This is a genomic window from Pelosinus sp. sgz500959, assembly GCF_042610375.1.
GTDB lineage: Bacteria > Bacillota > Negativicutes > DSM-13327 > DSM-13327 > CTSoil-075.
The window spans coordinates 82,879-103,394 of record NZ_JBGJZL010000013.1 but is presented as its reverse complement, the minus strand read 5'-3'; the positions used below and the strand labels follow the sequence as shown (position 1 = coordinate 103,394).

Below are 20,516 nucleotides of genomic sequence, written 5' to 3'. Positions count from 1 at the left end.
ACCCTTTTTGCAATCGGGCCATTCTAATACGTTCGCCAGGTGTAGTGCCAATTATCATTTCTATATCTTGATTTATTGTCCGATGAACCACAATTTCATCTAGGTTGTTCTCTACACGCTTGTCCTTGTGGATTTTTAGGGGATCATCAACAAGATTGTACATGCAGCACAAGTGATATCAAACGTTATCGTAAGCGAATATCTGGTCCTCTTCTCGATCGGATCGATATTTATGTACATGTATCTCGTTTAGATTATAGTGAAATGACGAATACTATCCCCTCAGAATCTTCAGCGATCATCAGTCAACGAGTAGCTATGGCCCGGGAAATACAATATGCTCGTCTTAGCAAATATAATATTTTTTGTAATGCTCATATGGGGCATAAACATATAAAGTCAGCTTGTCGCATGACGAATGGAGCACAAACGATCTTAGAGCAGGCTTTTAGCAAAATGAATCTCAGTGCGAGAGGATACGATAGAATCCTCAAAGTTGCAAGAACAATTGCCGATCTGGCTCAAGCCGAGGAATTAACTGAACTACATATTGCTGAAGCCGTACATTTCCGTAATAATATGCAAGAAAATTACTAATGCGATTTACCGAAATGATATATCTTACTATAATGATATTAAATATTGCTATATGAAGGAAAAAACTTTTTTTTTAGCGAATATAAAAATGAAAGTTTTTATCTATTGATGAGATGATAAGACGTCTAAGATAGCTTTTTATGCATAACTTTGTCATCATCATTACGTCATCAAGATACCAGTGATTGAAATATTGGTTAAAGGAGATACATATAATGGGCTTAGAGGGAAGAAATATGACCTATGTTAAGACTATTCCATTAGAAATAAGAGCTAAAGTATTATATGAATTTCTTAAAAAAGGTACAAGTATGCGTGATATAGGGATAAAGATTTCTCGTCATACCAAACTAGATGGTTGGAATTCTTGGTCAATTATTCATTTTTANGAGCTAAAGTATTATATGAATTTCTTAAAAAAGGTACAAGTATGCGTGATATAGGGATAAAGATTTCTCGTCATACCAAACTAGATGGTTGGAATTCTTGGTCAATTATTCATTTTTATGGATTTAATAAAAATGCTAAAGGGTTTTATACACATATAACCTTAAAAAAGTTGATTGAAGAATTAGGAACTTTGAATGAAAATGAAATGGAACAATTTTATTTATCTGAAAAAACCTTAGAAGATATCATGATTGAGTCTAACTTAAATTTAATAGATAGTGATGCTACTGATGTATTTAGAAATATAAAAATACGGATAGGTGAAAATAAATTACGCAAACAACTATTAGAAAATTACAACCACACCTGCGCTCTTTGTAAAATATCCAATCCCAAATTACTAATGACTCGTCACATAAAAACTTGGATAGAATCTTCAAGAGAGGAACGGATAAATCCTAAGAATGCTATCCTTTTATGCAAACTTCACGATGCACTTTTTGAAAATGGATTTATATCATTATCAGATCAATATGAAGTCATATTTTCAACGAATTTTGATTTTAATGATCAAGGAATATCGACAGATATACGATTTACTTGTCCAAAACAAGATGCTCCAGATCCGATATTTATGTTGGAACATCGTAAAAAAAATAATTTAACAATATCGCAAAGTAGATTTTTTTAAGAAGAAAAGAATCTTGCAGATTAAAAAAACAATTGTAACTGTCGAAAAAAAGAAACAAGAGAATCATCTCCTTGTTTCAAAACGTGATTTTTATTATTTTAGATATCAACGTTACTATTTTGCCAGTGATAATTTACCGTAGTGTTAACTCGCCAGTAGCGTAGGGGAGCAACGGAAGAATCATGTATGCGATAGGTCCAATATTTTGCTTCGCCGGGCTCTAAGTAAATGTAATTACGTTGGGTGAATTGCCCGCTTGCAACCAGTTCTTGAAAATTACGATTTATTGCATAAACGTCCATATTGACCCAATTTGTGTAAGGAATATACTTGTTAGTATCGTTAAACCAATAGCCATAAATAACGATTGTAGTACCTTCGTAATATACATTTTCTGCAGTGAAAGTAAGTTTACCCTCCAGTCCCGAAGCATATGTCACTGAAATAAACAAGAGTAACATGACTAATGTTGTTGCTACAATCTTTAATTGTTTGTTCATATTTTTATGTCCCCCATTTTAATGATATAGTACCTGATTGGTATTGAATCCCCATTTAAAATCGACATCTAAGATATTATATTTTTATTTTTAATAAATGTTACTCAAAGCAATAGAAGTTGTTTACACGCTTCAAATATAATCTTGTTTAAAGTCCTAGTGAAAAGTTGAACAATTTCTTTTATGAAAAAAAAGATATGATAAAAAAGGATATTATGGTAAAATGTCGAAAACTAATAAGTAAATAATAGGCAAACCTTCTGAAAAGTTGGGACGCAAAGCTTTGGGTCTAACGATGTTTAAGTCTATGACTGCCAGGTTGCATCATTGGGGTTGTATGATGTAGACAGGCAGTTTTTTATTTTGATTTACTTGATATGTAACTTTCAAATTGTTCTCTTTGACTTTCACTGTTAATAAGAAGGAATTTATTGTAAGAGAAAGAATGTTTTATAAGAGATGAAATATTTGGAGGGATTTAATATGTATTTTTTAGTAGCTAAATATTTTATAATCGTAAGGATAATTATTATGTATGCCCTGGGAAAGGTTAAGTTAGTTATTATACAGCAACAAAATAAAAGAAGGATAATCCAATATGCGTAATCATCAGAAAGGCTTTATCTTAATTGACTCCCTAGTTGGTATGGTCGTGCTCAGTATGGCTTTGCTTGGTCTCGCGGCTATTTTTATGCAAAGTACAAAAGGCACAGTTGCAACGGATAATCAAAATAAAGCAGCTTATATTGCGAATGAACAATTATCTAGACTAAAGGTTCATGACGGTCAAAAACAAGATCGCAACAGCACGGTATGGGCAACGACTAAAACTGTATCTCAAAGTAATGGTACGAGCAATGGTATGACATTTACTGTAATAACTGAAGTTGTCCCTGCAGAAGATGTACCAGCTGATTTGCATGCCGATACTATCCCTGTAAGAGCCACAGTGAACTGGAGTGAACCAACAGGGACGAAACAATTGGAATTTATAACCTATTATTACTATGGAGAAAGAAAATGACTACGCTCTTATCTAATCGGAAAGGATTTACATTAGTCGAACTGGTAATTGGCATAGCAATCATGACAATTACATTGGCAGGATTGTTTAATGTTTTGAGTGTAGCAATAAAATCATATCAATTTAGCCAAAAACAAGTTTATGAGTTTCAACAATCTCGACTTGCAATTAATACCGTCATCGATGATTTGAGAAATGCTACAGAGGTTACCTCACCAGAAAAAGGCGTTAGTCAAAGTAGTATAAATTATAAAATAAACACTATCGACTATACGATCCAAATCGGTAGTGGACAGGATGCTGGTAAATTAATGAAAGGTACAACTGCAATTACGCCTAATGTTGTAAAAACAGTCTCATTTACAAGAGATGCTACGGATGGTCGTATTCTCAAAGTAACTGTCATATTACATAGCCCTAAAAATAATTCCTTTGGAGACGTTGTTATTGATACTGGTGTTTTCATGACAAATTTATCTCAGTGAGGTGTAGTATGATTAATAGGCAAAGAGGTTCTGTTACAATGGTGGCAATCATAATGGTAATGTTTTTAGCTATTTTGGCGAGTACGGCTAATACGCTTGTAAATAGTGATCTGCGAATGTCAAAGACGAACAGCGATGCTATCGAAGCTCAATTTGCGGCTGAAGCTGGGGCTAAAAGGGCTATCTCTATGTTTTATCAAAAAAATCAAGATTGGACATGGCTAGATGCTAACAGTACACCGATTTGGCAAAGTTTAAGTACTGATCAAAATAAAAGTTACCATGTTAAAACTGAATTAGCTAGTGCACAAGTTGTTCCAGTAAATCCTGCTGTAGGTGGAGTTTATACTATAACGTCTATAGGAAAGGTTAGAGGAACTATAAAAAAGGTGACAGTAACAGTAACAGTGACTGGTAATAGTGGTGCAAGTATTTTAAATAAATATGCCTTGTATAGTAAAAATGATACTTATATATGGGGTGGAAATGGTCCGAATATAAAAGGAGATATGGGCCTCGCTGGTGGCAACAAGGTGAAAATTGACAGCGGATATAATTTTCTTCAAGGAAAGCTTCATGTAACGAGTATTCCTACAGGGTGGCATGATTGGCTAACGAGTGCTATGTATGTTATTGACCCTGATATTGGCACCTTATCTGTTGTAATACCTCCTTTGCCGACGTTACCTGTAATATCTACATCGATACCAACTGGTGCCGATATAATCACTGGACCGAATACCGCATCTATGCCTAATTCAGTCTATTATAGTACTGCTCTTTCAGACTTTGGGGGCGGCTTAATCGCAGGATCCTCAGATACAACGCTATATGCTACGAATGGTTTACATTTAACAAATAAAGGATCATCCTATAACAAAGGATGGATTACTGCAAGTAATGGAAATTTGAAAATCTATATAAATGGCGATGCAAATCTAAGTAACGGTAGTTACATCAATTCCAAGGGTAATATAGAAATTTATGTATCTGGTAGTCTGAGTATGTCAGGTGCATCATACATCAAGAGTGATAACGGCAATGTGACGATAATTGCTAATCAAGAAATAAATTTGACTGACAATAATAATTACATTCAAGCTGCGATTAAGGGGAAATCAGAGATTTATTCATTGAAAAACTCTATAAACCTTAGTAATAGTTGCTATATTAATGGAGGGACTGTAACGCTAGAAGCACAAAGTAATGTTAACTTTGCAAATAGCAGTTCTATAAATAAGAGTAATACTTATTCAAATGCGATTGCTTTTATTTACGCTAATGGGTCCACATTTACGAATGATGTCGTAATTGGCGGAGCTGCATCCCAAGTTATAACAACAGGGCCATTTAACATAAATAGTAATGTATATGCGCCAAATACATTATTTGTTTCAGCTTCAGGTCAAACGCAAATTAGTAATAATCCGACTATTGGTTGTCTCTATACAAATGGCTCACTCAGTGTATCAAACACTCCAACGATCATACCAAACGCCAATGCGATTAGCCTTATTACTGGGGGTTCAACTCCAAGTATTACAGTTAATAACTGGGGTAACTAGTTGTTAACTTTGTATTGATGAATACAAAGCTATGTTAATAAAATTTTTAGTAGAATGTAGAATGTAGAAATAGAAGAAAGATTGCAAGAGTCTAATTTTTGGAGGTACAAAATAGTTGTACAATCTTTTATGTCCAAGTTTAATCATAAAATCTTTATATGAAATTGAACCTCAGGTTCTACACCAACAAGGAATTAAAGGCATCATCTTTGATTTAGACAATACCATAATACCTTGGGATAGTCCTACCATGTCACCCGAAATGATTCAATGGTTGCAGGAACTGTTAACTCGAGGATTTAAAATCTGTTTAGTATCAAATAACATGGGTAAGCGAGTTAAAACAATTGCTGGAATCTTTGGGATACCCTTTGTTTCTAGAGCTTATAAGCCTGCAAAATCAGGATTTCGTCAGGCATTGACTCGTATGGAGCTAAGAGAAGAAGAAGTGGCAGTTGTTGGAGATCAATTATTCACAGATGTTCTTGGTGGCAATCGCTTAGGATTATTTACAATTTGGGTTAAACCTTTAAGCGCTAAAGAATTCATTGGTACTCGCATTACTCGTCGTTTAGAAAAAGTGGCAGTAGACATGTTGCGTGCTAAAGGATTAATGAAGTAGCTAAAACATGAAATGGAGTTGTCATATGATTACAGGAAAAACAAAAACTTTAGGTATCTTAGGATGCCCAGTGGGACATTCTTTATCACCACTCATGCATAATGCGGCTTTTGCAGCATTAACTCTTGATTATATTTATGTTCCTCTACCTGTTGAACCTGATCATTTAGGTCAAGCTATAGCAGGTTTAAAGGCTATGGGGTTTGTTGGAATGAATGTCACTATCCCACATAAAGTCACCGTCATGCCTTATTTGGATGAAATTCATCCAAGTGCTCAGTTAACAGGGGCTGTAAATACCATTGTTATAAAAAATGGTAAATGTATTGGTTATAATACAGATGGCCAAGGCTTTATCCAATCCTTAACCGCAAAAAGTATTACAATAAAAGATAAAACTGCCGTTATTATGGGAGCGGGCGGGGCAGCACGGGCTGTTGTCTATGGTCTACTCGAATATGGTATTAAGAAAGTCATAGTCGGTACACGCAATGTAGCTAAGGCTCAAGAGTTTGTCAAACTATTTCCTAAAAGCCGTAGCAAGATAGAGGGGTGTAATTGGGAGACAGAAAGTTTTATCCAAGCTCTTCAAGAGTGTGATATTCTAATCAATTGTACACCTATTGGAATGTCCTCAAATAAAGAAACACAATTGCCGATTCAGTGGCATCACATTAAGTCTGACGCAGCCGTATGTGATTTAATCTATAATCCATCCCCTACAGATTTTTTGGTTCAAGCTGAGATGCGGGGGCATATCATCATGGATGGAAAAGGGATGTTAGTTGAACAGGGGGCTTTAGCTTTTGAACTATGGACGGGTGAAAAAGCTCCACGTAAGATTATGTCAGAAACATTAGACAAATTTATTTAAAAATAGTTAAATTTAGGTAATTTTACAATAAGTAAGCAGGAAAAGTCGAAGAATATTTGAATACTACATAATAGGTTTTATGAAATAGATTGATCTTATCCGCCTAAAGATAAGATAGTAGAGGTGAAACTGTGAGCCTATCATCTGATTTAAAAAAAATCGCAAATAAACAATACCACCTAACAGCAAGAGAACGTCTTTTGGTGATTGTTGCAATTGGTGTTATTGGAATTGCTATAACACTTTATGTCAGCAATTCAGAAGTGGCAGTTGAACCTACTGCTCCAAATGAAAATTCTCAAAAAATGGTAAGTGCACCGACTCAACCTGTACTGCCAATAGCAAGTCAAGTGATGCAAGTTACTCAAGTAGAACAGGGAATTCGTGATCCTTTCGCCAAACCACCTGAAGTCCAAGAACAAAAAAACAATTCAAACGCAAGTTCACCATTCATTCCAAACAACATACCTCCCAAGATGCTGGGGAGCGCACCTCCGATGATACCTAAAAATAATACCTCGACGACGATGCAGCAGACAAATATGAAACTGACAGGTATTGTTGGTAGTACTGAACAGAGGCTTGCAGTGATTATGTCAGGCAGTAAAAGTCAATCCTATAGCGTAAATGAGATGATTGGTATATACAAGTTGATAGCGATCAATAATGATTCTGTTGTTTTACAAAATTCAAATGATAAACTAGTACTACAATTAGAAGCAGCTGGGCAAAAGGGAGATAATAATAGTGCAAAATAAAACATATATCGTCATTGTGATGCTCGTGCTCTCCATGCTAATTTCTACGGTTGGACTTGCAAGCCCTAAAACTTATAATTTTAATTTTATGGATGAAGATATCCGTATTGTATTACATACGTTATCAAAAATTAGTAATGTTGATATGGTGATTGATGATTCGATCAAGGGTAATATGACCATGAAACTAACTAATGTTACTTTTGATACAGCATTAAACTTAATTACAGCAGGGAAGGGGTTATCTTATCGTAAAATAGGTAATTCCATTATTATTGAACCTGCAGATATGGGCATGACAGAAGTCATCAGATTACAATATACCAGAGCAAGTGATATTAAAAAAACCATTGAGCCTATCGCTACCAATTTAAAACTTAAAATTGAAATTGATGATATATCTAATTCTCTTCTTGTCACGGGTTCTCCAACAGGTTGTGATCGTATCAAGAAAATATTGAAATCTATTGATGTGCTTCAACAACAAGTAACACTTGAAGCAAAGGTTGTGGCCATTAATAAAACAAATATGAAAGATTTAGGAATGGATTGGTCATGGGAAGCGACACCACAATCTGCGACTTATGACGTTACACTTCCAGTCATTGATGGGACTACAGGAGTTGTCACGACACCAGGAAAAACAACTGTTACTCGTACTGCAAATAAAGGAGTCATTCAATTTGGTCGCAATCCAGAAGGATATCCTTATGAATTTTATTACCAAACAAAAATAAGTGCTCTAATTAGTAAAGGTAATGCTAAAATTTTAGCTAGCCCTAAGGTGACTACGATCAATGGAAAAGAAGCTCGCGTATTGATTGGTGATCGTATTCCTGTATTGACGGAAACTGTCTCCGATGGAAAAACTTCTACTACCGTTCAATATATTGATGCAGGTATTAAGTTAACCTATACACCGACCATTAATACAGATGGTACGATTACAGCAAAAGTACATACAGAAGTCAGTACGCCAACCTTAGTATCTGATATTAAAAATTACCGAATTACAACTCGTGAAGCCGAAAGTAATGTTTCCATGAAAAATGGTGAGACCATGATTATTGCAGGTTTAATTGGTAGTGAAGAAAGTAAGACCAATAATAAAGTTCCTTTTCTAGGCGATCTTCCACTGTTAGGATCCTTGTTTAAAAGTAATCACAATTCTAAAACTGAAACGGAAGTCGTTGTTTTCTTAACTGCGACAATTGTTAAATAACAAGGTTATATTGGGGGATAGGTATTAAAAAAAATGAAACGTAAACGGTTAGGCGATTTATTAATTGATACGGGTTTAATCACCCCTTCCCAATTAGATACAGCCCTCCAAGTGCAAAAGAAAAGTGGTAAACGTCTTGGTAAAGTGCTGATTGAACTTGATTATGTATCAGAACATGCCATCATTGAAGTCTTAGAATTTCAATTGGGTGTACCTCATGTGGATTTATCTAACCTTTCTATTTTACCAGAAGTGACAGCTCTTCTCCCTGTGAGCTTAGCGGAACGACACCAAATCATTCCCATCAAACGAATTGGTAAGAAAATTACCTTAGCAATGGTTGATCCTACAAATTTTTATGCCATTGATGATGTCCGTATGGTTTCAGGTTTTGATGTGGAGGCCGTCATTGCCACAGAGAAAGATGTGTTGCAAGCCATTCGTGAATCCTATGGAGTGCAGGATTTAGTTGATAAAGCTGTTAATAAAATGCGTCCTGAAGAACTCGCCTTAACATCCACAATGCAGGCTGCTGATGATGCTCCGATTATCAGTCTTGTTAATTCCTTTATCAGTCAAGCTATTAAAGATGTTGCCAGTGATATTCACATTGAGCCCCAAGAAAAAACACTTCGCGTACGTTTTCGTATTGATGGAATGCTAAGAGAAATTGGTAGCTTTCCTCGAGATATTCATGCGGCCATTGTTGCACGGATAAAAATTATCAGTGAAATGGACATTGCGGAAAAACGTATTCCTCAAGATGGACGTATCAAAATTAGGGAAGCTGGTCGTGATGTAGATGTGCGCGTTTCAACCTTGCCAACCATCATGGGCGAGAAAGTCGTCATGCGACTCTTAGATCAAAAAGCTGTCATCTTAGATATTGATAAACTTGGCTTTTCTCCTGAAAATAAAGTCGTCTATCATGATTTGTATTCTCAATCTTATGGTATGGTTCTTGTTACGGGGCCAACTGGTTCAGGAAAAACTACGACTCTTTATTCCACACTTGTTACAGTCAACTCTCCTAATCAAAATATTATTACTCTCGAAGATCCTGTAGAATATCGTTTGCCTGGGATTAATCAAGTGCAGGTCAACCCGAAGACGGGGCTTACTTTCACCAGTGGCTTGCGCTCAATTTTGCGCCAGGATCCTAATATTGTATTAGTAGGTGAGATTCGCGATGGAGAAACAGCTGATATTGCCATCAGAGCTTCATTGACGGGTCATCTGGTCTTTAGTACTCTTCATACCAATGATGCAGCAGGTACGATTACCCGTCTCCTGGATATGAATGTTGAACCCTTTCTAGTGGCATCGTCCGTATTAGGTGTTGTTGCTCAAAGGTTGGTGCGAATTTTATGTCCTGAGTGTAAAGAAGTTTATACACCCTTACCCGATTCCTTAGAACGAAATTTTCTTGGATTTACACCTGATCAATTTCTTACACTGTACCGTGGTGTTGGATGTTCTCGATGCAATCTCAGTGGATATCGTGGACGAATGGCAATTCATGAGGTCATGCCCATTACGGCACAACTACGGGCGGCCATCAATCGTAGAGCTTCAAGCGATGAAATTAATAAAATTGCCATTGAGCAAGGCATGGTCACCATGCGGCAAGACGGTATTAAAAAAGCATTGGCAGGTTTGACTGACTTACGGGAGGTCATGCGTGTAGCTTACGCTGGAAAGGATGGGGGATAAAATGGATCAATTATTAGAACAAGCTGTAAAAAAGGGCGCATCTGATATACATATCACAGTCGGTGTCCCTCCCATCCTGAGGATCAATGGGGGGTTGGTACCCACGGATCATCCGTCACTGACAGTAGACGATACAGAAAATTTTTTTATGACCATTAGTAAGCCAGAACAACAGGTAAAATTTAAACAACATGGTGAAATAGATTTTTCATTTGCTATTTTTGGGTTAAGTCGTTTCCGTGTTAATGCCTTTCGTCAGCGTGGCTCTGTGGCTGTTGTTATTCGTCTTGTCAACGAGAAAGTACCGACTTTAGAGGAACTTGGCCACCCGCTTGTTCTAAAAAGCTTAGCTACTCAGCCTAGAGGGTTAGTACTTGTGACAGGTCCCACAGGCAGTGGTAAATCGACAACATTAGCGGCAATGATTAATTTGATCAATCAAGAGCGTTGTTGTCATATTTTAACCTTGGAAGATCCCATTGAATATTTGCATAAGCATAAGAAGTCTATTGTGAATCAACGGGAAATGCATGCTGATACTCAGTCATTTAGCATTGGACTTCGTGCCGCTCTTCGTGAAGATCCTGATGTGATTTTAGTAGGTGAGATGCGTGATCCTGAAACCATTGCTACGGCTATTACAGCGGCTGAGACGGGGCATTTAGTCTTTGCTACGTTACATACGGGCAGTGCACCTCAAACGATTGATCGTATTATTGATTCCTTTCCTGCCCATCAGCAACAGCAAATAAGGATTCAATTATCAGCGACTCTTCAAGGTATTATTGCTCAGCAACTCTTGCCGCGTGTTGATCAGCAAGGGCGAATTGCGGCGATTGAAGTATTGGTTGCCACGCCGGCCGTGCGCAATATCATTCGCGAAGGCAAAACCCATCAACTTGTTTCGGTCATCCAAACTGGTGCCAAATTTGGCATGCAGCCTATGGATATTGCCTTACGAGATTTATATCGTCGTGGCGCTATATCCTATGATGAAGCAATGATGCATGCAAGTGATGTCGAGGCCTTTACCCGTCTGATTTATGGTTAAAATAAAGAAAGTAGGAGATTGACATGGCTAAAACCTTTGCCTATAAAGCCAAAGACCGTAGTGGACAAGTGTTGGTAGGCAGTATTTTGGCTGAAAATGAAAATGCAGTAGCTGCACATGTTCGCGAAAAAGGCTATTTTATTACTCAAATCAAAGAAGAAAATAAAAATAGTTCAATTAATGATTTTTTTGATGAGTTTAGAAGTATTAGTTTAAAAGAAATAGCCATTTTGTGCCGGTTATTTTCCACAATGATTGATGCGGGTTTGCCTCTTATGTCATGTCTTACTGTCCTTATAGAACAGAATGATAATCCAAGAATGAAAAAAGCTCTTCAGGATATATACCAAAAGGTCAAAGAAGGAGAAAGTCTATCCCGCTCCCTTGGTGATCATCCGAAAATTTTTCCTAGTATTATGGTTAATTTGGTAGAAGCAGGAGAGGTTGGCGGCGTATTGGATAGTGTATTAGGGCGTTTGGCGAGTCATTTTGAAAAAGAACATAAAATGAATGAAAAAATTAAATCAGCGCTAACTTATCCTGCTGTGGTGAGTGTAATGGCTATATTAGTCGTAGTATTTATTCTAACATTTGTTCTACCGACTTTCGTGCAAATGTTTGCAAATATGAAGATGGAGTTACCCCTGTTAACACGAATCTTGCTAGCAGTCAGCAGTCTTCTACGGAATTACGCTCCATTTATCTTGATTGCTTTTATTGGGGCGATCTATGGATTGAAGATTGCCTATCGGGAGGAAAAATATCGTAAATTTGTTGATAATTTAACATTGCGAATTCCAGTTGTCGGGATGTTATCCCGCAAAGTTGCTATTGCCCGCTTTAGTCGTACATTGAGTACCTTGCTTCATGGTGGCGTTCCTATTATTACAGCCTTGGATGTTGTAAAAAAAACCATTGGTAATTTGAGTATGATGGGAGCCCTAGGAGAAGCGCAGAGTGGTATCAAAGAAGGGATTAGTTTGGCGACAACTTTTTCTCGAAGTAAAGCCTTTACTCCAATGGTGATTCAGATGGTGTCTATTGGGGAAGAAAGTGGTGCACTCGATAAAATGCTTGAAAAAATTGCAGATTTTTATGAAAGTGATGTGGATGATGTGGTCACTCGTTTGAGTAGCATTATAGAACCTGTAATTATTGGCGTATTAGGCGTTGTCATTGGCATCATTACCATCGCGATTATGATTCCGATGTTTGATATTATAACAAGCACTTCTGGCATGTAAGTAAAATTAAAAGGAGGTGAAAATCCTAGTCTGAAGAAAAAATAGAATTTAAAATGGTATTATATAAAAAATGAAAAGAGGGATTTTTATGTTAATGACATTAAGAAAGAAAATTAAAAATCAAAAAGGGTTTACGTTAATTGAATTATTGGTAGTTATTTCTATAATAGGCGTTTTGGCATCGATTGGTGTACCTAAGTTTATGGATACTACAGCAGCAGCAAGAACAGCAAAAGTTCAAGCTGAGCTAGGTGCAATTGATTCTGCAATCCAAATTTACGGTGCTGATCATGGTGGTACCATGCCAGCTGCAATTGGAAATATTGACTCTTATATGAGTGGTGGTGCTAGACCCACTGTTGCCGCTGGTAAATATAAAATTGGAAATGCCACTCCTATTGATGTAACTGCAACTACCTATGATATGAATACCAATAAACAGGCAATAGTTACCTTAGGTACGACAACATATACTGCTGCTAGTCTTGCTGCAGCAATAGCAGCAGCACAGTAGGCTAAGTTATAATTTATGATAGATACCAAGGTATGTTACCTTGGTATCTATCACAAATCAAGTAACATATTTTATACTCTTTTACAAAGGGGTAATTCTATTGTTGATTTTACTCACTATAATTTTTGGCCTCCTCATCGGCAGTTTCCTCAATGTCTGCATCTACCGCTTACCCAAAAATGAGTCCATTGTGACTCCGCCGTCTCATTGTACAGTCTGTAATACACATCTTAAGCCTTGGGATCTTATCCCAGTAATTAGTTATCTCTTATCCCGAGGTCGTTGTCGTTATTGTAGTACTTCTTTTTCACCACGTTATGCTTTCGTGGAATTACTTACGGCCAGCCTTTTTGTCTGGTGTTTCTACGTATTCGAATTATCTCCTGAACTAATTAAAGCGTTAATTTTGACATCTTTTTTTATTGTTATTACTTTTATTGACTACGATCACCAACTTATTTTAGATAAAGTATTAGCATGCCTATCGATTGTTGGTGTTGTTATAAATTTATGGACTCATAGTGTGGAGCCATTTAACATGCTGATAGGGAGTCTACTCGGCGGAGGACTTTTACTGATCATTGCTCTTGTGAGTGGTGGCGGGATGGGGGGCGGCGATATCAAATTTGCTGCGGCTTTAGGTCTTTGTTTTGGCTGGGAATATTTAATCCTCACATTGTTTTTATCTTTCATTTTTGGCGGTATAGGCGGCGTATTGTTATTGGTTTTCAAGATGAAAAGCCGCAAAGATTTTATTCCTTTTGGTCCTTTTATTGCTTTGGCAGCGTTGTTTACTCTATTATATGGAAATAATATGATCACTTGGTATATGGAAATCATATCATGAGGTGATCATATGAGGCAGCGTGGCGCAACTTTCCTCGAACTAATGATTTGTATCGGGGTACTGGGTATCCTTGCTAACGTAGCGATATTAGCTTTCAGTTCTTCCTTGGCAAACCAACAACTTGTCAGTAGTAGTTTACAGCTAGTAGCTGATATTCGCTGGCTGCAACAACAAACTATAAATGAGGGGAGAGGTGCAATCTCCTATGTATTGCTTTTCAATCACGCTCAGCCTTATGGATACTATATAACAGCCAATGGCCAGAGTATAAAAACTGTCAACTTTCCTACAACAGTGAAGTTGTCTGGTTCTCATTCTCCCATTGGTTTTGCTCAGTCAGGGGCACCTGTCATTGGGGCGCAGAGCATTGGACTGCAAAGTACCCAACTCAAAACTTGGAAATATGTCATTCTAGCACCAGTAACTGGGCGAGTAAGGATTAGTGATTCCAATCCTTCGCCATCAGAGTGGTAAATCATGAAAAAAAGATTGATGCCGAATCAAGGATTTATCTTAGCTGAAGTGACTTTGGCTATTTTTATTATTAGCGTTGCTCTCATACCCATCTCTGGAATGTTGATACAAGCCATTCAAAGTAATACGATGGCGAGAGAGTATACCATTGTCGCTAATCTAGCACAAAAGCAGTTAGAGTTATTAAAAATTCATTCTCCCACTTATTGGGCTGGACTTTCTTTGCCTTATAACATACCTTGGCAAGATGAAATGAAAGAACCAGGGGACAAATATAAATTTACAACAAAGGCAGTTTCTGTGAATGCCAATCTTGTGAAAGTCACTGTTACTGCCCTATGGCAAGAAAGAGGTACTGATTGCCGAGTGGAATTTATGACTTTATACCCGACCTTATGAAGAAAAAAATTAATACAGAGCAAGGAATTACTTTGCTGGAACTATTGATTGGTATGACATTAGTTGTTATCTTGCTTTCTGGTATGCTAAGTTTATTATGTACACAGCTAAAAAGTTGGACTGTTGAAAAAAATCGTACAAGTATGCAACAAGTTGTGCGTATTGCCGTCGATGCCATCATGAGGGAAGTTCGTTATGGAAAAGAGCTGAGTGTACCTCGGACTCAATCCTTACGAATTACTAAACCAAATGGGGAAATTAATACTTTTGAACTTGGAGAAGGGCTTCATGCTAAGACATTGTATATGACAATTGACAAAAGGAATGCAATACCTTCTGGTGGCATGGGGACCAATCCTATTACAGAAAATGTTGTGACAAGTCTCGTGTTTACACCATATTCCAGTTCAAGTTCTCGCCAAGCCATTGGTATTACCATTGAAGTTACAGAACAAAGCACAGGCCAAAAGCAAATGCTTCATACTGTTGGTTATCCTTGGAATCGACAATAAACTCTTGGTTCAAGGAGGGCTCTTATGGGACGTGAACGAGGTTCAGTTGCCTTATTCGCGATCATGATGATGATGTTATTGAGCGCAATGGGGGCCACTTTATTATCTCTTAGCAAAACTGATATTCAAATTGCCATCAATCATCGGGATGGCATTGCAGCACAATATTTAGCAGAAGCTGGCATACAAGATGCGGTGAGTAAGTTGAAAACTGATCAAGACTTTGTGACACAAACGAGTTTGAAAAATTATACGACGACCTCTCAATCTCTTGGTATTACGCCAACTACTGGCAGTTACATCGTAGAAACTGGACCTGATTCTACGACAAGCAACAAAAACAATCGAATCATCAAGGCAATTGGTGTAGTCAATCAAGCTACTCGACAAGTGATCGCCAATGTAACACTAGCCGTACCAACAGATGAGGGGACAGCTGTTGTGATTATATGGAAAAATTAAGAGGGAGTGAATGTTTTGGAACTTAAGAATTATATGGAAGATTTAGTAATGCAGCAGATGGATGCAGTGATTGCTGCGAATCATGGTGTATGTACTTGTGAACAGTGCCGCCATGATATTGCTGCGATGGCCCTTACGATTTTACCAGCTCGTTATGTTGTAACCCCTCGGGGAGAAACGTATACACGCATTAAAGCCCTTGAACAACAGTTTTCTGTTGACATTATGATGGCCTTGACAGAAGGTATTAATACTGTCAAAAAATACCCCCATCATAAGGAAACAGGAGTCTAAAATGTGGAAAAAAATCGAGAAGTTTTTATTGCAAAAGTCATCTGACTTTATTGGTATTGATATTGGGACTGGCGCAATAAAACTTGTTGAGATCGCTTGGCTAAAAGGCGTACCAGTATTGAAAAATTTTAGTATTAAAGAATTGCCTGAGAAGATCATCGAAGATGGGCTAATTATTGATCGTCAGCAGTTGACTGAAACTCTTCGTCAACTGCTGGCGACGACTCGCATTCATAGTAAAAATGTGGTTATGGCAGTTGGTGGTCGGATTATGTTTGCTCGTGAATTAATTTTTCCTGCTATGACCATGGAAGAATTAGGAGAGGCTATTAAATGGGATTTAGAGAAATATATCCCTTATGCCCCTGGCACTTATTATTTTGATTTTTCCATTGTTGGGCAAGGTGATACGGACACAGAAATTAAGGTATTACTTGTCGCATCTCCTTTAGATCATATTAATAATCTAATCGAAATGATTAAGAGTGTGGGCTTAAAACTTGCTGCTATTGATGTTGAGCCATTAGCCTTATATCGAATTTTTGATGATGCAGATCAAAGCATGGTCATTGATATTGGAGCCTTATTATCACAAGTCACTATATTTCATAATGGCAGTCCAGCTGTTATTCGTAATATTCCAATTGGCGGCCGAAACTTTACGAATATCATTATGCAAGCATTAAGCCTTCAATTCAATGAAGCGGAAGATATGAAACAACAGTATAAGATTTTAGGACAAGAAGAGATCTCTCCTGAATATGTTGAAGTAAAAAAACAGTTCGAATTCCTTGTCGAGGAATTTACCAGAGACATTCGTCGTACCGCAGAATATTTTCAACAACAGCATAGAAATGTCATACTGAATAAAGTCTTTATTACTGGTGGTGGAGCCAAACTTAATCATTTGGTAGAATCCTTAGCTACGTCTCTGGGCATGCCTGCTGTTATGCATGATCCTTTAGTTAAACTCAACATTCCTCATTCTTTTGATGAAAATTACTTGAAACAAGTTGCACCTCAACTAGGAACAGCCATTGGCCTAGCCTTGCGCGGAGGTGATTTATGATCCGCATTAATTTATTGCCAGTAACAGAACGTCAGCCTAAGTGGCCAGTTAATCGTTTGCTGGTAGCAACTGGGTTATTAGTCATCATGGTGCTAAGCAGCATCTATACGTATACTCTTTATGATGTATGGAGCCTAGAAAGACAACTACAAAATACTCGAAATCAATACCAATTGTTACAGCCAACAAGAACATTGATGGCAAGTGCCAAAAATAAACAACAACAATTTGATAAGAAAAATAATATAGTCACTCTATTGACTAAGGAACGTCGATCTTGGTATGGCATTATTCAACATCTCACGGCAGATACATCACCTCACATCTGGTTTACTGAGTTGGCAAAATCAGATAAAGGGGCCATTCAAATTAAGGGCTGGACAGCAACATATCCCCTTGTCGCCGAATTTATGCAGACCATTGAGCAGGATCAATTTTTCATTGAACCTACGTTAACGAATGTTGAGCGGAATGGAATGACTCAGACTGCTACATTTGAGATCCTTGTAAAACCTAGGGGGATATAATAATGAGTGGGACTTCATGGAAAAAAATACAAGTTAAACATAAAATTAGTTTTTTTGTTATTGCTAGTGTTCTTATGATTTATTTGTTTTATGATTTTTTATTATTGCCTCAATGGACACGCAGAGATGAACTAAAAACTCAACAAAATCTTGAACAACAACAAGTACAAGTGGTTCAATCTTTTGTATTGGCTCATCCAAATGCTGAGCAATATTTAACTGAATTAGATCGTAAAATTACACAAGTGGATATGATGTTACCTGATACTCCTGATATTAGTCGTTTTCTATTAGACATTGAACAATTATCTCAGGAAAGTGGAGTTCAGCTCGGTTACTTCAAACCTGGTAAGATAATAACCAAAGAAGGCTATCAAGAAATTGATATAGAATTTTCGGTTAGTGGAAATTATATGCAAACCATGAATTTTCTTAATAAAGCTGAGAATGGATTACGTTTTATCAATGTAACTAGTATAGGAATAAGAATGGAAAAAAATACGTTGGAAAGCAAATTAACAGCAAAGATTTACAGTTATGGTGTGCCTGCAGTATCAACGGCGAATAATGATAAAAATACATCTATTAAAAAATAATCTGAAATATCTTTAGATATTTTAGATTATATAGTAGAATATTAGTGAGTGGATTATGAAACGTTTTGCAAGCGGTGATGTTATAAGTAACCTCACCGCTTGTGTTGTTATTTTTTAGGCATGATGAGTAATAATTTTCGTAATGAGGTGAACGTATGTTTCGGTTTAATATTGCCGATAACAGTAACGTAGATGTTACGATGGCAATTGATCATGACCGCCAGTATAATTGCTGGTAGTCATTATGAAAAATATTGTATTGATAGGATTTATGGGTACGGGAAAAACAACGATCGGTCGATTACTAGCTAGTCGTTTAGGACGTCCTTTTGTTGATAGTGACAAAAAGGTTGAACATGAGAATGGGATGACCATCCGCGAAATATTTGAACGTCATGGTGAAGCTTATTTTCGTCAAAAGGAAAAAGATATGATTGCTCGGTTATCACGATATAACAATGCTGTGATTGCCACTGGCGGTGGTGTGGTGCTATCAAGTGAGAATATGAGGCGTCTAAAGAAAAATGGTGTCATCATTGCTCTTACCGCTTCCGTTGAAACGATTTTAGAGCGTACAAGCAGACGAAATACCAGACCTTTACTCTTAGATTTTTTTGCCCGTGAGCAAATTGTGGACAAACTCATGAGTGAACGGTATGAACTTTATCAAAAAGCCGATTTTAGTATTGATACAAATGGTAATTCACCACAGCATGTAATTAACGAAATTATGCTGTTTTTGCGACAAGCGGGTTATTTACGTGGTCGTGGATGAGATATCAGAATGAAGTATAACTTTTTTGAGAATGGTTATACTAATGAATGTAACAAATTAATTTGTTGAGCAGGAAACGAGAATTTTTTGTAGAATAATGTAGAAATATGGTGATGAAAAGGCTTTTATTTCCATAAATAAGGTAATGGTACCCTGTATGGGAGGTTAGGACAATTAGGTCGATCTTATTAAGTAATGTTAGTGAAGGTATGATTTTAGCACAAGATGTCGTTGATAAACATGATAGAATATTAATTGTATCAGGGATGCCGTTGAAGCTAGAAATAATACGATTGCTTGAAAAACATGACATTACTTCAGTGTTCATCAGTGATCCCAGTTCGGTAAATGATCAGATTGAGATGACTGAGGATGTGGCTAGTGCTGAGATTCGATTGAAGTTAATTTCTAGTGTGAGAGATGCTTTTACCAATAAAAATGGTGTAGGCGAACAATTAGCACACTTACAATCTTCAGTCGAAGATGTAGTAGATACTTTAGCAAAACGTAAAAATGTATTACTCTATTTGAATGATATTGATTATACAAGTGATTACTTATTCATGCACAGTGTTAATGTAGGGTTATTCTCAATTGTAATTGGCATGGCAATGAATGTACCTCATGACGAGTTATGCTTACTTGGTATGGGTGGATTCCTACATGATTTTGGTAAAACAGCAATTACTCCAGAAATTATTAATAAGCAAGGCAAATTAACTCTTGCAGAATTTAATGAAATCAAAGAACATGCTTCTCTCGGTTATCGAATGCTAAAAAGCGATGATCAGTTGGATTATCGTATTATGTTTATGGCATTACAACATCATGAACGTTGTAATGGCAGTGGGTATCCATGGGGAATTGAAAAAGATAAAATACATCCTTTAGCCCGTATTGTGGCTGTAGCTGATGTTTATGATGCTCTAACGACGGATCGCGTGTATCGTTCTCGACTCAGTTCATTTGCAGCAATGCAAATCATTAATGAAGGAGATCGAATTCATTTTGATTCTGATGTGATTGCAGCTTTTAATAAGGTTGTGATTCCCTATCATATTGGTAGTGAAGTCATACTGGATCGTGGCGTAAAAGGTCAGGTCGTCGGACTCAATTCTACTAATTTAGTACGACCATTAATTTCTACCAGTGAAGGTTTACTCAATTTGCTACATGAACCTGATATTAAAATTATAGCCATAAAATAATAAGGAAAACTTGGCTACTGCTGAGTTTTCCTTATTATTTTTTCCTGGATTTTATCGATTCAATATCATTTAAATGTAAACAGATTTAAATGATATTGAATAG

Annotated in this window: 25 protein-coding genes and 1 riboswitch; of the genes, 24 read left to right on the top strand and 1 reads right to left on the bottom strand. The window is 36.9% G+C overall.

What is annotated here, in order from left to right; all coding sequences use genetic code 11:
• Positions 1-75 precede the first annotated feature (75 nt).
• Together ACAN52_RS18050 and ACAN52_RS18045 are read left to right on the top strand one after the other, a co-directional pair.
• Positions 76-597 (top strand): ATP-binding protein, encoded by a 522-nt coding sequence (locus ACAN52_RS18050; RefSeq protein WP_378956356.1) that lies wholly within the window; start codon positions 76-78, stop codon positions 595-597.
• 430 nt (positions 598-1,027) lie between these two features.
• Complete coding sequence (locus ACAN52_RS18045) at positions 1,028-1,678, top strand: HNH endonuclease (protein WP_378956355.1); 651 nt, start codon at positions 1,028-1,030, stop codon at positions 1,676-1,678.
• Positions 1,679-1,776: 98 nt separating this feature from the next.
• Here the strand turns inward: ACAN52_RS18045 and ACAN52_RS18040 are convergent, their stop codons facing one another.
• Positions 1,777-2,178: a hypothetical protein gene (locus ACAN52_RS18040; RefSeq protein ID WP_378956354.1), complete on the bottom strand. Its 402-nt coding sequence runs from the start codon at positions 2,176-2,178 to the stop codon at positions 1,777-1,779.
• Positions 2,179-2,418: 240 nt separating this feature from the next.
• Positions 2,419-2,505: riboswitch (cyclic di-GMP riboswitch) on the top strand.
• Between the two features lie 271 nt (positions 2,506-2,776).
• Between ACAN52_RS18040 and ACAN52_RS18035 the strand changes: the two genes are divergently transcribed.
• The 22 genes from ACAN52_RS18035 (at position 2,777) to ACAN52_RS17930 (ending at position 20,413) form a co-directional block, all read left to right on the top strand.
• Positions 2,777-3,202 (top strand): hypothetical protein, encoded by a 426-nt coding sequence (locus ACAN52_RS18035; protein WP_378956353.1) that lies wholly within the window; start codon positions 2,777-2,779, stop codon positions 3,200-3,202.
• Entirely contained in the window at positions 3,199-3,687 is a 489-nt protein-coding gene (locus tag ACAN52_RS18030) for a type II secretion system protein J (protein WP_378956352.1), read from the top strand. The genes ACAN52_RS18035 and ACAN52_RS18030 overlap by 4 nt, the downstream gene beginning before the upstream one ends.
• Before the next feature lie 8 nt (positions 3,688-3,695).
• The gene (locus ACAN52_RS18025) at positions 3,696-5,252 is read left to right on the top strand and encodes a pilus assembly PilX N-terminal domain-containing protein (protein WP_378956351.1); all 1,557 of its coding nucleotides are present in this window, start codon (positions 3,696-3,698) and stop codon (positions 5,250-5,252) included.
• Positions 5,253-5,367: 115 nt separating this feature from the next.
• Positions 5,368-5,874: a YqeG family HAD IIIA-type phosphatase gene (locus ACAN52_RS18020; protein WP_378956350.1), complete on the top strand. Its 507-nt coding sequence runs from the start codon at positions 5,368-5,370 to the stop codon at positions 5,872-5,874.
• Between the two features lie 25 nt (positions 5,875-5,899).
• Complete coding sequence (locus tag ACAN52_RS18015; protein ID WP_378956349.1) at positions 5,900-6,748, top strand: shikimate dehydrogenase; 849 nt, start codon at positions 5,900-5,902, stop codon at positions 6,746-6,748.
• 131 nt (positions 6,749-6,879) lie between these two features.
• A complete protein-coding gene (locus tag ACAN52_RS18010; RefSeq protein ID WP_378956348.1) occupies positions 6,880-7,506 on the top strand; it encodes a type II secretion system protein N in 627 nt (208 codons plus the stop codon).
• Complete coding sequence (locus ACAN52_RS18005) at positions 7,496-8,728, top strand: secretin N-terminal domain-containing protein (protein WP_378956347.1); 1,233 nt, start codon at positions 7,496-7,498, stop codon at positions 8,726-8,728. Before ACAN52_RS18010 ends, ACAN52_RS18005 begins: the two co-directional genes overlap by 11 nt.
• A gap of 33 nt (positions 8,729-8,761) precedes the next feature.
• Positions 8,762-10,441 carry a GspE/PulE family protein gene (locus ACAN52_RS18000; protein ID WP_378956346.1) on the top strand — a complete coding sequence of 560 codons (1,680 nt, stop codon included), beginning with the start codon at positions 8,762-8,764 and terminating at the stop codon, positions 10,439-10,441.
• Between the two features lies 1 nt (position 10,442).
• Complete coding sequence (locus ACAN52_RS17995) at positions 10,443-11,492, top strand: type IV pilus twitching motility protein PilT (RefSeq protein WP_378956345.1); 1,050 nt, start codon at positions 10,443-10,445, stop codon at positions 11,490-11,492.
• A 23-nt stretch (positions 11,493-11,515) separates the two neighbouring features.
• The gene (locus ACAN52_RS17990; RefSeq protein WP_378956344.1) at positions 11,516-12,736 is read left to right on the top strand and encodes a type II secretion system F family protein; all 1,221 of its coding nucleotides are present in this window, start codon (positions 11,516-11,518) and stop codon (positions 12,734-12,736) included.
• Between the two features lie 88 nt (positions 12,737-12,824).
• Positions 12,825-13,250 (top strand): type II secretion system protein, encoded by a 426-nt coding sequence (locus tag ACAN52_RS17985; protein WP_378956343.1) that lies wholly within the window; start codon positions 12,825-12,827, stop codon positions 13,248-13,250.
• A gap of 100 nt (positions 13,251-13,350) precedes the next feature.
• Complete coding sequence (locus ACAN52_RS17980) at positions 13,351-14,097, top strand: prepilin peptidase (RefSeq protein WP_378956342.1); 747 nt, start codon at positions 13,351-13,353, stop codon at positions 14,095-14,097.
• Positions 14,098-14,106: 9 nt separating this feature from the next.
• Positions 14,107-14,571, top strand: coding sequence for a Tfp pilus assembly protein FimT/FimU (locus ACAN52_RS17975; RefSeq protein WP_378956340.1), 465 nt, complete (start codon positions 14,107-14,109; stop codon positions 14,569-14,571).
• 3 nt (positions 14,572-14,574) lie between these two features.
• Positions 14,575-14,970: a type II secretion system protein J gene (locus ACAN52_RS17970; protein ID WP_378956339.1), complete on the top strand. Its 396-nt coding sequence runs from the start codon at positions 14,575-14,577 to the stop codon at positions 14,968-14,970.
• Positions 14,931-15,482 carry a PilW family protein gene (locus tag ACAN52_RS17965; RefSeq protein WP_378956338.1) on the top strand — a complete coding sequence of 184 codons (552 nt, stop codon included), beginning with the start codon at positions 14,931-14,933 and terminating at the stop codon, positions 15,480-15,482. Before ACAN52_RS17970 ends, ACAN52_RS17965 begins: the two co-directional genes overlap by 40 nt.
• A 24-nt stretch (positions 15,483-15,506) precedes the next feature.
• Positions 15,507-15,944, top strand: coding sequence for a hypothetical protein (locus tag ACAN52_RS17960; protein WP_378956337.1), 438 nt, complete (start codon positions 15,507-15,509; stop codon positions 15,942-15,944).
• Between the two features lie 6 nt (positions 15,945-15,950).
• The gene (locus ACAN52_RS17955; protein WP_378956336.1) at positions 15,951-16,238 is read left to right on the top strand and encodes a late competence development ComFB family protein; all 288 of its coding nucleotides are present in this window, start codon (positions 15,951-15,953) and stop codon (positions 16,236-16,238) included.
• 1 nt (position 16,239) lies between these two features.
• Positions 16,240-17,307: a type IV pilus assembly protein PilM gene (gene pilM / locus ACAN52_RS17950; RefSeq protein ID WP_378956335.1), complete on the top strand. Its 1,068-nt coding sequence runs from the start codon at positions 16,240-16,242 to the stop codon at positions 17,305-17,307.
• Positions 17,304-17,834: a PilN domain-containing protein gene (locus tag ACAN52_RS17945; protein ID WP_378956334.1), complete on the top strand. Its 531-nt coding sequence runs from the start codon at positions 17,304-17,306 to the stop codon at positions 17,832-17,834. Before pilM ends, ACAN52_RS17945 begins: the two co-directional genes overlap by 4 nt.
• Positions 17,835-17,836: 2 nt before the next feature.
• The gene (locus ACAN52_RS17940; protein WP_378956333.1) at positions 17,837-18,430 is read left to right on the top strand and encodes a type 4a pilus biogenesis protein PilO; all 594 of its coding nucleotides are present in this window, start codon (positions 17,837-17,839) and stop codon (positions 18,428-18,430) included.
• Between the two features lie 244 nt (positions 18,431-18,674).
• A complete protein-coding gene (locus tag ACAN52_RS17935; protein ID WP_378956332.1) occupies positions 18,675-19,205 on the top strand; it encodes a shikimate kinase in 531 nt (176 codons plus the stop codon).
• Positions 19,206-19,414: 209 nt separating this feature from the next.
• Positions 19,415-20,413, top strand: a complete 999-nt coding sequence (locus ACAN52_RS17930) for an HD-GYP domain-containing protein (RefSeq protein WP_378956331.1) — start codon at positions 19,415-19,417, stop codon at positions 20,411-20,413.
• The last annotated feature ends 103 nt before the right edge of the window (positions 20,414-20,516 follow it).

Excerpts from the sequence above, each read along its gene's own strand:
- ACAN52_RS18045 (WP_378956355.1), top strand. The coding sequence starts at position 1,028 with ATGCGTGATATAGGGATAAAGATTTCTCGTCATACCAAACTAGATGGT.
- ACAN52_RS18040 (WP_378956354.1), bottom strand. The coding sequence starts at position 2,178 with ATGAACAAACAATTAAAGATTGTAGCAACAACATTAGTCATGTTACTC.
- ACAN52_RS18035 (WP_378956353.1), top strand. The coding sequence starts at position 2,777 with ATGCGTAATCATCAGAAAGGCTTTATCTTAATTGACTCCCTAGTTGGT.
- ACAN52_RS18030 (WP_378956352.1), top strand. The coding sequence starts at position 3,199 with ATGACTACGCTCTTATCTAATCGGAAAGGATTTACATTAGTCGAACTG.
- ACAN52_RS18025 (WP_378956351.1), top strand. The coding sequence starts at position 3,696 with ATGATTAATAGGCAAAGAGGTTCTGTTACAATGGTGGCAATCATAATG.
- ACAN52_RS18015 (WP_378956349.1), top strand. The coding sequence starts at position 5,900 with ATGATTACAGGAAAAACAAAAACTTTAGGTATCTTAGGATGCCCAGTG.
- ACAN52_RS18000 (WP_378956346.1), top strand. The coding sequence starts at position 8,762 with ATGAAACGTAAACGGTTAGGCGATTTATTAATTGATACGGGTTTAATC.
- ACAN52_RS17995 (WP_378956345.1), top strand. The coding sequence starts at position 10,443 with ATGGATCAATTATTAGAACAAGCTGTAAAAAAGGGCGCATCTGATATA.
- ACAN52_RS17990 (WP_378956344.1), top strand. The coding sequence starts at position 11,516 with ATGGCTAAAACCTTTGCCTATAAAGCCAAAGACCGTAGTGGACAAGTG.
- ACAN52_RS17985 (WP_378956343.1), top strand. The coding sequence starts at position 12,825 with ATGTTAATGACATTAAGAAAGAAAATTAAAAATCAAAAAGGGTTTACG.
- ACAN52_RS17975 (WP_378956340.1), top strand. The coding sequence starts at position 14,107 with ATGAGGCAGCGTGGCGCAACTTTCCTCGAACTAATGATTTGTATCGGG.
- ACAN52_RS17970 (WP_378956339.1), top strand. The coding sequence starts at position 14,575 with ATGAAAAAAAGATTGATGCCGAATCAAGGATTTATCTTAGCTGAAGTG.
- ACAN52_RS17960 (WP_378956337.1), top strand. The coding sequence starts at position 15,507 with ATGGGACGTGAACGAGGTTCAGTTGCCTTATTCGCGATCATGATGATG.
- pilM (WP_378956335.1), top strand. The coding sequence starts at position 16,240 with ATGTGGAAAAAAATCGAGAAGTTTTTATTGCAAAAGTCATCTGACTTT.
- ACAN52_RS17945 (WP_378956334.1), top strand. The coding sequence starts at position 17,304 with ATGATCCGCATTAATTTATTGCCAGTAACAGAACGTCAGCCTAAGTGG.
- ACAN52_RS17940 (WP_378956333.1), top strand. The coding sequence starts at position 17,837 with ATGAGTGGGACTTCATGGAAAAAAATACAAGTTAAACATAAAATTAGT.
- ACAN52_RS17935 (WP_378956332.1), top strand. The coding sequence starts at position 18,675 with ATGAAAAATATTGTATTGATAGGATTTATGGGTACGGGAAAAACAACG.
- ACAN52_RS17930 (WP_378956331.1), top strand. The coding sequence starts at position 19,415 with ATGATTTTAGCACAAGATGTCGTTGATAAACATGATAGAATATTAATT.